Raw genomic sequence first — 13,339 nt, forward strand, 5'->3', positions numbered from 1 at the left:
AGTCATTTTGACTACCACCTTATAGGCATTAAAAAACAAAACCTTTAAAATCAACAAAATAAAAAGTTGGCACGTAACCTGCAATAAGCAAAACATCTTTTTTAGAAAAACGCTGAATTAATTACTGAGGTTGCTATGTCTATTCTGGTTAAAAATAACATTCATTGGGTTGGCCAACGTGACTGGGAAGTTCGTGATTTCCACGGGACTGAATATAAAACGCTGCGCGGTAGCAGCTACAACAGCTATCTCATCCGTGAAGAAAAAAATGTCCTGATCGATACAGTAGACCACAAGTTTAGCCGTGAATTCGTGCAGAACCTGCGCAGTGAAATTGACCTGGCAGATATCGACTACATCATCATTAACCACGCGGAAGAGGACCATGCCGGTGCGCTGACTGAGCTGATGTCCTGCATCCCTGACACGCCAATTTACTGCACAGCCAACGCTATTGACTCTATCAACGGGCACCACCATCACCCGGAGTGGAACTTCAACGTGGTGAAAACCGGCGACTCGCTGGACATTGGCAACGGTAAGCAGCTGATCTTCGTTGAAACGCCGATGCTGCACTGGCCTGACAGCATGATGACCTACATGACCGGCGATGCGGTGCTGTTCAGTAACGACGCCTTCGGCCAGCACTACTGTGATGAACGTCTGTTTAACGACGAAGTTGACCAGACCGAACTGTTCGAACAGTGCCAGCGTTACTACGCCAACATCCTGACGCCGTTCAGCCGTCTGGTTACACCGAAAATCACTGAGATTCTCGGCTTCAACCTGCCGGTGGATATGATTGCCACTTCCCACGGCGTGGTATGGCGCGACAACCCGACACAAATCGTTGAAATGTATCTGAAATGGGCGGCTGACTATCAGGAAGACCGTATCACCATTTTCTACGACACCATGTCCAACAACACCCGCATGATGGCGGACGCCATTGCCCAGGGCATCAACGAAGTTGACCCGAACGTGGCGGTGAAAATCTTTAACGTCGCCCGTAGCGACAAAAACGAAGTCCTGACTAACGTCTTCCGCTCTAAAGGCGTGCTGGTTGGTACTTCAACGATGAACAACGTAATGATGCCAAAAATCGCCGGTCTGGTAGAAGAGATGACCGGCCTGCGTTTTCGTAACAAACGCGCCAGCGCCTTTGGTTCACACGGCTGGAGCGGCGGTGCGGTAGACCGTTTGTCCACACGCTTGCAGGATGCCGGTTTCGAGATGTCGCTGAGTCTGAAAGCGAAATGGCGTCCGGATCTGGACGCGCTGGAACTGTGTCGCCAGCATGGCCGTGAAATCGCACGTCAGTGGGCGCTTGCTCCGCTGCCGGAAACAATCGTCAAAACGGCAACCAAAGAGGAAGAGTGCGCCTGTGCCGCTGCGGCTGCCGCTGATCTTGGTCCAAGCATGCAGTGCAGCGTATGCCAGTGGATTTACGACCCGGCAAAAGGTGAACCGTTGCAGGATGTCGCGCCGGGAACACCGTGGAGCGACGTGCCGGATAACTTCCTGTGCCCGGAATGTTCATTAGGTAAAGACGTCTTTGACGTACTGGCAACGGAGGCAAAATGAGCTGCGGAATTGTCATTATTGGTTCGGGCTTCGCCGCCCGCCAGTTAGTCAAAAATATCCGTAAGCAGGATGCAAATGTCCCGCTGACCCTGATTGCTGCAGACAGTATGGATGAGTACAACAAGCCCGATCTCAGCCATGTTATCAGTCAGTCGCAACGTGCAGACGACCTCACCCGCCAGTCGGCGGGGGAGTTTGCCGAACAGTTTAATTTGCGCCTCTTCCCGCACACCTGGGTAACCGACATCGATGCCGATGCTCACGTAGTGAAAAGCCAGGAGCAACAGTGGCCATACGACAAACTGGTGCTGGCGACGGGAGCATCTGCCTTCGTACCGCCGATTACCGGACGTGAGTTAATGCTCACACTGAACAGCCAACAAGAGTATCGCGCCTGTGAAACACAACTGCGTGACGCCCAACGGGTGCTGATTGTCGGCGGCGGCTTGATTGGCAGCGAACTGGCGATGGATTTTTGTCGTGCTGGTAAAGCGGTGACGCTTATCGACAACGCCGCCAGCATTCTGGCTTCGCTGATGCCGCCAGAAGTAAGCAGTCGCTTACAGCATCGTCTGACCGATATGGGCGTACACCTGCTGCTGAAATCGCAGCTTCAGGGGCTGGAGAAAACGGAGTCGGGGATTCGCGCCACGCTCGATCGTAGCCGCAGCGTAGAAGTCGATGCGGTGATCGCCGCTACGGGTCTGCGCCCTGAAACCGCGCTGGCGCGTCGCGCCGGATTGAACATCAATCGTGGAGTCTGCGTCGACAGCTACCTGCAAACCAGCCACCCGGACATTTATGCCCTCGGCGACTGTGCAGAAATTAACGGTCAGGTACTCCCATTCCTGCAACCGATTCAGCTGAGCGCCATGTATCTGGCGAAAAACCTGCTCGGCGGCAATGCGCCATTGAAGTTGCCTGCCATGCTGGTAAAAGTCAAAACGCCGGAATTACCCTTGCATCTGGCTGGGGAAACCCAGCGCCGCGATCTGAACTGGCATATTGCCGCCGAAGCGCAAGGGATGGTGGCCAGAGGGATGAACGACGCAGGCCAGCTATGTGCCTTTGTCGTCAGCGAAGACCGCATGAAAGAGGCCTTTGCGCTGCTGAAAACGCTGCCCGTGTAAGTACAGAATACCGTTGCTTGATTTATTAACCTCACGCACATGGATGTGCGTTGCCACTTGTCGGTATGCCCCGACCTGTTGTTCTTGCCCCGCCAGTCCCGGGGCTTTTTTTATTTTTGCGCCAACGCCCGCGCCGCGGCAATCACGCCCTGCCCCAACGACAACCCGCCGTCGCCCGCCGGTAAACGCTGTGGGAACAGTAAGGTAAAATCATGCAGATAAAACGCCAGCCGGGCTGACAATAAGCGGTTATGCATCACACCTCCGCTGAATACCAGCGTCTTAATCCCCCGCTCTTCGGCCTGCAAACGCATCAGGGTAGCAAACCCACGCGCCAGCGCGTCGTGAAACGCCCACGCTCTTTCGGCAGGTTTGGCCTGCCAGGTCAGCCATTGCTGCCAAAAAACCGCTAAGTCCAGCTGATTGCCATCAAGCGGCACCGTGACAGGGTGCTCAACGCCAGCACATTGCGATGCCATCGCCTCCAGCGCGCAGGCCGCCTCACCTTCATAACTCAGCGATTCCGGCGCACATTGAAGCGCGGCGGCAACGGCATCAAACAGCCGTCCGCACGATGACGCCAGCGGTGCGTTAATCCCCCGCTCAATGGCGCGCGCCAGCACGTTCCAGTTTTGATGTTGCAGCACCGATGTTTCCGGGTAGCGCTGCCAGTCAGGAACAAAGCGCAGGCACTGCGCGAGCAAATTGCGCCACGGCTGTTTTGCCGCCAGATCGCCCCCCGCCAGCGCTACCGCCGGTAAGCCGCCAAGGTGCTCGCATTCACGATAGTTGACCCGCAAACACTCTCCCCCCCACAGCGCGCCGTTTTCCCCCATGCCGATACCGTCTAACGTCAGGGCAATCACGTCACCACCGTCGAGCGACCAGCCGTGCTCGGCCAGACACGCAGCGGCATGCGCATGGTGATGCAGCACCGTTTCGGTTGGCAGATTCATTTCGCTGGCCCACTGGCTGGAAACATAACCAGGGTGTGCATCATGCACGATACGCTGCGGCGTAAAGTCATAAATGTTCTGGATAAGGCGCAGCGCATCACGCCACTGCTGCTGAATGCCGTCATCGCTGAGATCGCCCAAATGCTGGCTAATAACCGCCTGTTCACCACGCACCAGGCAGAAGGTATTTTTCAGATCTGCGCCCAGGCAAAGCATCGGCGGCACGTCGTGAAATCCTGGCGGCAGCGCCACCGCATCCGGCACGTAACCCCGTGAACGACGCAGCATCTCCCCACTGTCGCGTACCACAGAGTCATCCATCCGCTGCACAATTTCGCGGTTATGCAGCAGGAAACCATCGGCAATTTCGTGTAAATCTTCCAGCGCCTGCGCGTTGGTAATAGCGGGCGGTCTGCCGCTGAGATTGCCGGAGGTCATTACCAACGGACAATTCATCTCTTGTAAGAGCAAATGCTGCAACGGATTCGCTGGCAGCATGACGCCCACTTCCGTTAACCCTGGCGCAATGCCCTCGCTCAATGCTGCGACATAGCGTTTCTGCACCAACACGATCGGCGCGGCTGGGGTTGTCAGCAAACGACGAGCGGGTTCAGGCAGTCCGTCATCACCGGGCAGCATCACTGCCAGAGGTTTTGCCGGACGGTGTTTGCGCAGCCTGAGCAGCGCTACGGCGTCATCATTTCGTGCATCGCACACCAGATGAAACCCACCAATCCCTTTAACGGCCACAATACCGCCCGCTTTCAGGCGCGATACTGCCGCCTGCAACGCCTCTTCTTTCTCCGCCCGCTCACCCGCGCTAAACCATTCGAGGTGGGGACCGCATGCCGGACAGGCAACGGGCTGGGCATGGAAGCGACGGTCGTACGGATCACGATACTCTTTATCGCATTGCGCACAGAGTGGGAATGACGCCATCACGGTAAACGGGCGATCGTAGGGCATGGCGCGGATAATCGTAAAGCGCGGGCCACAGTGGGTGCAGTTGATAAAGGGATAACGATAGCGGCGTTCACCGGGGGTGTTCATTTCAACCAGACATTCTGGACAGGTCGCGGCATCCGGAACGATTTGCGTATTCATCGTGCCGCCAGCACTTTGCCGAATCGAGAAATCGGCAGGCGGCTGCGTCCAGGCGAACGGTTCGCTCTCAACGCTGTCAATGCGCGCCAGCGGCGGGCAGTGTTGATGCAACTGCGCAATAAACTCTGCCGGATCTTCCTGTATACGCACAACCACACCGTCACCGTCGTTACACACATCGCCATGTAACTGTAACCGCTGCGCCAGTTGCCAGACGTAGGGGCGAAATCCGACGCCCTGTACCTTACCGCGAATACGCAGCTGTACGCCGGAGTGGTTGTTTATTGTCATGATGAATTCCCGCGGTATTGTATCCCTGAAATGTCCGTTTGCCGGATGGCGGCTTCGCCTTATCCGGCACGTATTTTACGCGGATTTTCAGATATCAGAACAGCAAAGATGCCGTGGAATCCAGCGCCGCGCGACGGCGTTTTTCAGCGCTCAGTTGCTCAAGCTTATTGCGATCCACATAAATTAGCGCGTGAGTCGGGCAGACTTCCATACAGGCAGGGCCGGCCTCACGATGGTGGCACAGGTCGCACTTATTGGCTTCGGCTTTTTCTGCCCGGACGTTCAGACCTGCCCCGCTGTTACGAACAACCGGACGCACGACCACTTCCATTGCGCCATAAGGGCAAGCCACAACGCAGGTTTTACACCCAATGCAGCGCTCCTGCATCACGTGGACAAAGCCTTTATCACGGCTGATTGCACCGTTCGGACAGACGTTAGCGCACGGCGCGTCTTCACACTGGCGGCACAGCGTCGCCGTGGAGACATTAACGCCTTTGATGACGTGAATGCGGGGTAAAAAGGTTTCAGGGGTCAGCGATGCGCAGTCCTGGTTATCCTGATGGGATACCACGCAGGCCACTTCACAGGTACGGCAACCAATGCATTTATTGGCGTCTGCAATGATGAAACGGTTCATCAATTTCTCCAGCAATGACAGATTATCTGCCGAAGCATTCATAAATCGTGCCAGAATTTAATTGACTGTTATTAAAGGTTTTTTATTTTGCTGAATGCAGAGAAACCGTGTCATCGTCACTAGTGACGATGACAAATGACAGCCGTCAGCGCAAAACGAGCGGCGCAACAGAGTCGCGTTGAATGAGTTCACCGGTGAAGGTTTTTGGCGGCGTAAACGCCCCGTCATCCAGCATAAAGATCAGGCGACCTATCGTTTCCTGAATCATTTCCGTTACCGGGATTTTGACGCTGGAAAGCGCCGGAATAGTGTATGGCGCGATAGCGATATCATCGAAGCCAATCACCGACACCTGAGCAGGGACGCGCACGCCATGCGCGTGCAACTGCTTCATCGCACCGATCGCCATATCATCATTGCTGGCCACCAGCGCGGTAAAATTGACCTGACGCGAAAGCAAAGTATCGACTCCCGCTGCGCCGCAGGCTGGCGTCCATTTCCCTTTAACAATCAAATCATTATTAAGCGGAATGCCATGATGTGCCAGCGCGTCTTTATAGCCTGAAAGTCGCTCCACGCCGGTAGGCGAATCCATCGAGCCAGTAATAAAGCCAATCTCTTTGTGCCCGGCGGCAATGAGCTGAGTAACGGCGTTAAAACTGGTTTGCTTTTGATCGCACCACACGCAGTGGCTGGTATTTTTCCGCAGCCGCCGATTAAGCACCATAATCGGCTGGGCGTGGGCGTCGATGATATCGTCTATCTCATCCACACTAAGAAAACGCGGATAGATCATAATCGCGTCACAGCGCAGGTCGAGCAGGTACTGGATCGCCTGACGCTCTTCCTCTGCGCTGTGCTTACCGTCAGCCAGCAACAACTGGCGTCCCTTATCTTCCGCCATCCGCGCGGTATGAAACAGCAGTTCGCTGAAATAGACGCCGTGATAAAGGGTGTTAGTTACCACCAGACCCAGCGTCTGCGTAGTTTTCGCTGCCAGACTGCGTGCCAGCAAGTTAGGGCGGTACCCACTCTCTTCAATGGCCTGAAACACGCGGTCTTTGGTTTCCTGGCTGACATAGCCATTCCCGGAAAGCACCCGGGAAACCGTCGCTTTTGACACCCCGGCACGCTTCGCCACCTCCAGCATCGTGGTCATATTACTCATCCCTTTTCTCTCAATGTGACGCAGTGTACTGCACCGTTTCGCCGCTGTCCTTGCTGCTCAATTGCAAACGCTGACATCTGGTGATCGGAGTCACAATTATAAAAAACGATCAAAATTAAACCTTGCCCATTACGTGTAATTTAAACATGATTTTGTGGAACCGGTTTCCTATCTGCGTTTCATCAACCCAGAAAAGCGACCAACGTGAACGGATAAAACATAACGTACTCTACTGATAAAACAGGATTAAATCCGATGTCCAAAAATTATGCAGCGCTGGCGCGCTCGGTTGTGACGGCTCTGGGAGGCGTGGACAACATCACAGCAGTGACCCACTGTATGACCCGTTTGCGTTTCGTTATCAAAGATGACTCGCAGGTCGACAGCACGACGCTGAAGACGCTCCCTGGCGTGCTCGGCGTGGTGCGCAGCGATAACCAGTGCCAGGTGATCATCGGCAACACCGTTTCGCAGGCGTATCGCGAGGTAGTCAGCCTGTTACCTGCCAATATGCAACCTGCAGAGCCGCAAACCAAACCTCGGCTGACGCTGAAACGGATTGGCGCGGGGATCCTCGACGCGCTGATCGGCACAATGTCCCCGTTGATCCCGGCTATTATCGGCGGATCAATGCTCAAGCTGCTGGCAATGATCCTCGAAATGACCGGCGTGCTGGTGAAAGGATCGTCCACGCTCACTATTCTGACCGTAATCGGCGACGGCGCCTTCTTCTTCCTGCCACTGATGGTCGCCGCCTCAGCAGCCATAAAATTCAAAACCAACATGTCGCTGGCAATCGCCATCGCTGGCGTACTGGTGCATCCCAGCTTCATCGAACTGATGGCGAAGGCCGCGCAGGGTGAGCACGTTGAGTTTGCCCTGATCCCGGTGACGGCGGTGAAATACACCTACACGGTGATCCCGGCGCTGGTCATGACCTGGTGTCTGTCCTACATCGAACGCTGGGTCGATCGCATCACTCCGGCGGTAACCAAAAACTTCCTTAAACCGATGCTAATCGTGCTGATCGCCGCCCCACTCGCCATCGTCATCATTGGCCCGATCGGTATCTGGATCGGTAGTGCAATTTCAGCGCTGGTTTATACCATTCACGGCTATCTCGGCTGGCTGTCGGTGGCCATTATGGGCGCATTGTGGCCGCTGCTGGTGATGACCGGTATGCACCGCGTCTTCACGCCAACCATTATTCAGACCATTGCCGAAACCGGAAAAGAAGGCATGGTGATGCCGTCAGAAATTGGCGCCAATTTGTCGCTGGGCGGTTCATCGCTGGCAGTGGCATGGAAAACCAAAAACCCGGAACTGCGTCAGACGGCGTTAGCGGCAGCCGCCTCGGCCATCATGGCAGGCATTTCCGAACCCGCGCTGTATGGCGTGGCGATCCGCCTGAAACGCCCACTGATTGCGAGTCTTATCAGCGGCTTTATCTGCGGTGCCGTTGCCGGAATGGCCGGACTGGCGAGCCACTCCATGGCGGCTCCAGGGTTGTTCACCAGCGTACAGTTTTTCGATCCAGCCAATCCGATGACCATCGTTTGGGTGTTTGGCGTGATGGCGCTGGCGGTCGTGCTTTCCTTTGTATTAACACTGCTTCTCGGCTTTGAAGATATTCCCGTCGAAGATGCAGCCGCGCAGGCCAGAAAAAACCAGGCCGCGCAACCAGGCAATATCAATAGAGCCAGCATTTGACTGGTATGAACTGAGGTTAACTATGTCTGTTTTTCCGCAAGGATTTTTATGGGGCGGCGCACTGGCCGCCAACCAGTCTGAAGGGGCATACCGGGAAGGCGGCAAAGGGCTGACCACCGTCGATATGATCCCCCACGGCACAAACCGCATGGCCGTCAAACTGGGTCAGGAAAAACGCTTTACGCTGCGGGATGACGAATTTTATCCCAGCCATCAGGCAATCGACTTTTATCATCGCTATAAAGAAGATATCGCGCTGATGGCGGAAATGGGGTTTACGGTTTTTCGTACTTCCATTGCCTGGAGCCGTCTCTACCCCAACGGCGACGAGCTGACGCCTAATGAAGAGGGTATCGCGTTTTACCGGGCCGTGTTTGCCGAGTGTAAAAAATACGGTATTGAGCCGTTAGTTACGCTGTGTCACTTCGATGTGCCGATGCATCTGGTCAGCGAGTATGGCTCCTGGCGTAACCGCAAAATGGTGGAGTTCTTTACCCGCTACGCCCGTACCTGCTTCGAGGCCTTTGACGGTCTGGTGAAGTACTGGCTAACGTTCAACGAAATCAACATTATGCTGCACAGCCCTTTTTCTGGCGCCGGACTGGTGTTTGAAGAAGGTGAAAATCAGGATCAGGTGAAATATCAGTCCGCCCACCACGAACTGATTGCCAGCGCCCTGGCAACTAAAATTGCCCATGAAATTAATCCGCAAAACCAGGTCGGCTGTATGCTGGCGGGCGGTAATTTTTATCCTTATTCCTGTAAACCGGAAGATGTGTGGACCGCGCTGGAAAAAGACCGCGAAAACCTGTTCTTTATTGATGTGCAGGCGCGCGGGGCTTACCCCGCTTACTCTGCCCGTGTGTTTCGCGAAAAAGGCGTGGTGATAGAAAAAGCGGCGGGAGATGACGATATCCTGAAAAACACCGTCGATTTCGTCTCGTTTAGCTATTACGCATCGCGCTGCGCCTCCGCTGAAATGAATACTGGCAATACCAGCGCCGCTAACGTGGTGAAGTCGCTGCGTAATCCGTACATTGCCGCCAGCGAATGGGGCTGGGGCATCGACCCACTCGGTCTGCGCATCACCATGAATATGATGTATGACCGCTACCAGAAGCCGTTGTTTCTGGTGGAAAACGGGCTGGGGGCGAAAGATGAGATCGATGCTAACGGCGAAATCAATGACGACTATCGCATTAGCTATTTACGCGAGCACATTCGCGCCATGGCAGATGCTATTGAGGATGGCGTGCCGCTGCTGGGCTACACCACCTGGGGCTGTATCGATCTGGTTTCAGCCTCAACCGGTGAGATGAGCAAACGCTACGGTTTTGTGTATGTGGACCGCGATGACGCGGGCAACGGCACGTTAGCGCGTAAACGCAAAAAATCGTTCTGGTGGTATAAGAAAGTGATTGCGAGTAACGGGACCGATCTGGAATAACAATGTTGCCGGATGACGCCGCCATCCGGCAACACGTATTATTCAGAATATATATACCCGCTGTCTGTTATCATTTTTATTGTACAACTTTAGGATTTTGCAGCAGCGGCAAAGGCGCTTCGCCCAACGCGTGGACCTGACCAATAATTGTCGCGCTCCGGCCAATCTGTAATGACTCAACATTCGTACTATTATGGGAGCCAAACTGGAACTGAATCACGTTGTTCGTTTTATTATTTTCGTCTTTCAGGCTGACAAGATAAGAATAAGCATTGGAAATACCATTAACCTTACGAATATCAATGACCACGCCCCGCAGCTTCACCCATTCACCAAGATAGTCCTTATTGGCTTTAACAGGATTTAAGGTATAGGGCGCGATAAAATCAGCGACGGACAAGGTTGGCATTGACGCAGCTGATGACTCCCCCGGTTGAAATAATTGGTCTCCCGCAGAGAAGAACGCGTCAGCCGCCGTCTCGCACCCGCTAAGAAGAGAGGAAATAATAATTAAATTTACCAAACGAATACCTGAACGCATAAATAACTCCTGTATATTAATTTCCCATATATTCAAATTCTAAATAATTCGAGTATATAACCTCCCTGAACAACGCCGAAATATAATATAACTCCCGTATTAGTAAAAGAAGAGAATATTCCCCCCAACTATTATCAACTTCTCATCCTTTCATTATTTGCATTCTATTTTCTGGATCTGCCTTCCAGTTTCGGGTTTGCCCTCCCGCCTTTTTACTGGCATTTTATTCAGTAGTTTTCCATCGTTTTATTCGTAACAAGGGAGTGTTTATGTCTGGTAAAAATGGTAATGCCGAAGCGGTTATCAACAAGCCATTACGTCATTTTAAAGTCAGCTATGTCAGAGTACGGCATGAAGATCGCAAAACCGGTTTTACACGACGTATAAGCCGCCATGCTTCACTTACGATGAACGGAGACTGGCTGGAACAGGCGGGGTTCCCAACGGGCACGTCGGTAAAAGTATCGGTTACGCAGGGGAAATTAATTATTGAACAAGCAGGTGAATAGTCTGTTTCGAGGGTGTCGACGTTATCCGGATGGTGGTAATGCGACACACCATCCGGTATTCAGTGCCCTCAGGCTCAGGCTTCCGGTGCCTCTAATTCAGCGAACCCACCGTGTCCTTCCCACCCGGCTAATCGCTGATAGACGGTATCTACCGCATCTTTGATCGGCTGTGTCATCGGGTAGTAAAAACCGACAATATCCGGCTGAATGCCAAGGAAAATCACCTCGCCAACGTCGTCTTTCAGCTGATCGACCAGGTAGTTCAGCGGCATGTTGTGGGTGGTCATCATGAACATCTCGGCAATATCATCAGGATCGATAATGCGGATTTCACCAGGATTTAGCCCCATATCGGTGGCATCCACAATCAACAGACGCTGCGGACGCAACTCACGGATGGCGACGATGTCGTTTTCCGGCGCGCTACCGCCGTCGATGACAACCCATTGACCTTGAGGATTTGCAGCACACATTTCGGCCAACAGCGGCCCCGCGCCGTCATCGCCCATCATGCTGTTACCCACACATAATAAAACGTCAGTCACGATGTCTCCTCACCATCAGATAGATGGCGCTTTCCTGGTGGATATCGTGAAGCATGCTAAGCATCAGCTTGCTCCACTCCTGCTGCTGCGGGGTCTGCACGGCACGCGCATCATCGAACGCGCGCGCCAGCATCTGCACATGGTTGAAGTCGATGACGATCTCGCCGTACTTCGGCACGCCTTCCATTTTCCGGCGGGCTTCACTGCCTTCGGCAAGCGTGGCAATCCACGCCAGATATTCATCCCACGGACAGGTTAACGCCGCTTCCAGGCAATCGATGATCCCAAGGTGGTGACCAATCGCCAGGCTGTAATAGACAACCTGCTGCGCCTCAGCGGGCGTTGCATCGTTCTCATCAATAAACTTACGGCTCAGTTGACTGAACACCACCGTTTCACTCATCGGATACGCGCCTCTTCGACAACATGATTAAGATGCGTGACGATCTCGGTCAGACGCGGATCGTTTTCCGCTTCCAGCCAGCGCGCCACCTGATGCTCGCCCTGCCCTAACTGGGTCATATAGTCATCAGCAATCTGGCGACCGTAGCGGTAGCCCGCCAGACGGCGTGCTTCACGATCCACCTTCACGCGCAGCGGCTGAACCATATCCGGATGCAGAATTTCAGCCGGCTGTTCGTCCAGTTCACCTGGCGCACGCGCGTGAATTTTTTGTTCCAGCAGACCCAGCGCCATTGCAAAACCGTACAGCGTAGCCGCAGGCGTTGGCGGACAGCCAGGAATATACACATCCACCGGTACGATTTTATCCGTGCCGCCCCATACGCAGTATAAGTCGTGGAAGATACCGCCGCTGTTACCGCAGGCACCGTAAGAGATACAAATTTTCGGATCTGGCGCAGACTGCCAGGCGCGCAGCGCCGGAGAGCGCATGGCACGCGTTACCGCGCCGGTAAACAGCAGGATATCCGCATGGCGCGGTGATGGTACAACTTTGATACCAAAACGTTCGGCATCAAACAGCGGAGAAAGCGTAGCGAAGATTTCGATTTCACAGCCGTTGCAGCCGCCGCAGTCCACACGGTAAACGTACGCTGAACGCTTGATGCTTTTAAGCAGCGACGCTTTCATGCTGGCAATGGATTCATCCACCGTCATCGGTACCGGAATACCGTTGGCGTCACGTGGGCCTAATAAATTGCTCATCAGCTGGCCTCTTTCATATGGCGAGTCAGTTCAATACGGTCAGACGGCACCAGGCATTTCTGGCGCTTACAATCCGGGCAGGTCTCAAAGCTTTCACGGTGGTTTTCCGCACGGCTGTCACCGTTGTGCTTAAGCAGCGCAATGGCGTAATCGATCTCTTTTTGTACCGCAAACGGGCGGTTACATACGCGACAATTACACAGCGCAAAGCGGGACTGCTGCAGGAAATCCTCTTTCTTCCACACCGCCAGTTCATACTCCTGCGACAGCTTGATTGCCGCCGTCGGGCAGACTTCTTCGCAGCGGGCGCAGAAGATGCAACGGCCGAGGTTGAACTGCCACGCCAGCTCATGGGTGACCAGATCGGTTTCTACCGTCAGCGCGTTCGACGGGCACGCATTCACACAGGCCGCACAGCCAATGCACTGCTGCGGATTGTGTTCCGGTTTGCCACGGAAGTTTTTATCGACCGCAATCGGCTCCAGCGGATACGACGATGTCGGCGCCCCAGTTTTGATGACTTTTTTGATAAAGGTAAACATGGCGA

General features: G+C 54.0%; 13 protein-coding genes. 5 read left to right on the top strand and 8 right to left on the bottom strand.

The annotated features are described in order from the left end of the window. Positions 1–135 precede the first annotated feature (135 nt). A complete protein-coding gene (norV, locus tag N0B36_RS12495) occupies positions 136–1,584 on the top strand; it encodes an anaerobic nitric oxide reductase flavorubredoxin (RefSeq protein ID WP_016154175.1) in 1,449 nt (482 codons plus the stop codon). Continuing rightward, positions 1,581–2,714 (top strand): NADH:flavorubredoxin reductase NorW, encoded by a 1,134-nt coding sequence (norW, locus tag N0B36_RS12500; protein WP_259688205.1) that lies wholly within the window; start codon positions 1,581–1,583, stop codon positions 2,712–2,714. Before norV ends, norW begins: the two co-directional genes overlap by 4 nt. Positions 2,715–2,824: 110 nt before the next feature. Here norW and hypF read toward each other — a convergent pair whose 3' ends face one another. From hypF to N0B36_RS12515, 3 genes are all read right to left on the bottom strand, one after another. Next, positions 2,825–5,065: a carbamoyltransferase HypF gene (gene hypF, locus N0B36_RS12505; protein WP_259688206.1), complete on the bottom strand. Its 2,241-nt coding sequence runs from the start codon at positions 5,063–5,065 to the stop codon at positions 2,825–2,827. Between the two features lie 94 nt (positions 5,066–5,159). Beyond that, positions 5,160–5,705 carry an electron transport protein HydN gene (gene hydN / locus N0B36_RS12510; protein ID WP_003037366.1) on the bottom strand — a complete coding sequence of 182 codons (546 nt, stop codon included), beginning with the start codon at positions 5,703–5,705 and terminating at the stop codon, positions 5,160–5,162. A gap of 145 nt (positions 5,706–5,850) precedes the next feature. Next, positions 5,851–6,864, bottom strand: coding sequence for a LacI family DNA-binding transcriptional regulator (locus N0B36_RS12515; RefSeq protein ID WP_259688446.1), 1,014 nt, complete (start codon positions 6,862–6,864; stop codon positions 5,851–5,853). A 264-nt stretch (positions 6,865–7,128) separates the two neighbouring features. On the opposite strand from N0B36_RS12515, the gene ascF reads away from it, so the two are divergent. Both ascF and N0B36_RS12525 read left to right on the top strand, forming a co-directional pair. Further along, positions 7,129–8,583, top strand: a complete 1,455-nt coding sequence (gene ascF, locus N0B36_RS12520) for a PTS cellobiose/arbutin/salicin transporter subunit IIBC (RefSeq protein WP_046274835.1) — start codon at positions 7,129–7,131, stop codon at positions 8,581–8,583. 22 nt (positions 8,584–8,605) lie between these two features. After that, complete coding sequence (locus N0B36_RS12525) at positions 8,606–10,030, top strand: 6-phospho-beta-glucosidase (RefSeq protein WP_016154180.1); 1,425 nt, start codon at positions 8,606–8,608, stop codon at positions 10,028–10,030. Positions 10,031–10,106: 76 nt separating this feature from the next. On the opposite strand, the gene N0B36_RS12530 is transcribed toward N0B36_RS12525, so the two are convergent. Continuing rightward, a complete protein-coding gene (locus tag N0B36_RS12530; RefSeq protein ID WP_259688207.1) occupies positions 10,107–10,571 on the bottom strand; it encodes an OB-fold putative lipoprotein in 465 nt (154 codons plus the stop codon). Positions 10,572–10,840: 269 nt separating this feature from the next. Here N0B36_RS12530 and N0B36_RS12535 point away from each other — a divergent pair, with 269 nt between their 5' ends. Continuing rightward, positions 10,841–11,080 carry a SymE family type I addiction module toxin gene (locus N0B36_RS12535; RefSeq protein WP_016154182.1) on the top strand — a complete coding sequence of 80 codons (240 nt, stop codon included), beginning with the start codon at positions 10,841–10,843 and terminating at the stop codon, positions 11,078–11,080. A 74-nt stretch (positions 11,081–11,154) separates the two neighbouring features. Here N0B36_RS12535 and hycI read toward each other — a convergent pair whose 3' ends face one another. Genes hycI through hycF form a run of 4 tightly spaced genes read right to left on the bottom strand, consistent with a single transcriptional unit; the run spans position 11,155 to position 13,334 of the window. Next, entirely contained in the window at positions 11,155–11,625 is a 471-nt protein-coding gene (hycI, locus tag N0B36_RS12540) for a hydrogenase maturation peptidase HycI (protein WP_016154183.1), read from the bottom strand. Beyond that, positions 11,618–12,028, bottom strand: coding sequence for a formate hydrogenlyase maturation HycH family protein (locus N0B36_RS12545; RefSeq protein ID WP_003037385.1), 411 nt, complete (start codon positions 12,026–12,028; stop codon positions 11,618–11,620). The genes hycI and N0B36_RS12545 overlap by 8 nt, the downstream gene beginning before the upstream one ends. Continuing rightward, positions 12,025–12,792 (bottom strand): formate hydrogenlyase subunit HycG, encoded by a 768-nt coding sequence (hycG, locus tag N0B36_RS12550; protein ID WP_003037388.1) that lies wholly within the window; start codon positions 12,790–12,792, stop codon positions 12,025–12,027. Before hycG ends, N0B36_RS12545 begins: the two co-directional genes overlap by 4 nt. Further along, positions 12,792–13,334, bottom strand: a complete 543-nt coding sequence (gene hycF, locus N0B36_RS12555; protein ID WP_016154185.1) for a formate hydrogenlyase subunit HycF — start codon at positions 13,332–13,334, stop codon at positions 12,792–12,794. The genes hycG and hycF overlap by 1 nt, the downstream gene beginning before the upstream one ends. Between the last annotated feature and the right edge of the window lie 5 nt (positions 13,335–13,339).

This window comes from Citrobacter sp. XY323 (genome assembly GCF_025106035.1).
Lineage (GTDB): Bacteria > Pseudomonadota > Gammaproteobacteria > Enterobacterales > Enterobacteriaceae > Citrobacter > Citrobacter braakii.

What these genes read in the sequence shown, in the direction of transcription:
- N0B36_RS12525 (WP_016154180.1), top strand. Translation starts at nt 8,606, where the DNA reads ATGTCTGTTTTTCCGCAAGGATTTTTATGGGGCGGCGCACTGGCCGCC.
- ascF (WP_046274835.1), top strand. Translation starts at nt 7,129, where the DNA reads ATGTCCAAAAATTATGCAGCGCTGGCGCGCTCGGTTGTGACGGCTCTG.
- norV (WP_016154175.1), top strand. Translation starts at nt 136, where the DNA reads ATGTCTATTCTGGTTAAAAATAACATTCATTGGGTTGGCCAACGTGAC.
- hypF (WP_259688206.1), bottom strand. Translation starts at nt 5,065, where the DNA reads ATGACAATAAACAACCACTCCGGCGTACAGCTGCGTATTCGCGGTAAG.
- N0B36_RS12530 (WP_259688207.1), bottom strand. Translation starts at nt 10,571, where the DNA reads ATGCGTTCAGGTATTCGTTTGGTAAATTTAATTATTATTTCCTCTCTT.
- norW (WP_259688205.1), top strand. Translation starts at nt 1,581, where the DNA reads ATGAGCTGCGGAATTGTCATTATTGGTTCGGGCTTCGCCGCCCGCCAG.
- hydN (WP_003037366.1), bottom strand. Translation starts at nt 5,705, where the DNA reads ATGAACCGTTTCATCATTGCAGACGCCAATAAATGCATTGGTTGCCGT.
- N0B36_RS12545 (WP_003037385.1), bottom strand. Translation starts at nt 12,028, where the DNA reads ATGAGTGAAACGGTGGTGTTCAGTCAACTGAGCCGTAAGTTTATTGAT.
- hycF (WP_016154185.1), bottom strand. Translation starts at nt 13,334, where the DNA reads ATGTTTACCTTTATCAAAAAAGTCATCAAAACTGGGGCGCCGACATCG.
- N0B36_RS12535 (WP_016154182.1), top strand. Translation starts at nt 10,841, where the DNA reads ATGTCTGGTAAAAATGGTAATGCCGAAGCGGTTATCAACAAGCCATTA.
- hycG (WP_003037388.1), bottom strand. Translation starts at nt 12,792, where the DNA reads ATGAGCAATTTATTAGGCCCACGTGACGCCAACGGTATTCCGGTACCG.
- N0B36_RS12515 (WP_259688446.1), bottom strand. Translation starts at nt 6,864, where the DNA reads ATGACCACGATGCTGGAGGTGGCGAAGCGTGCCGGGGTGTCAAAAGCG.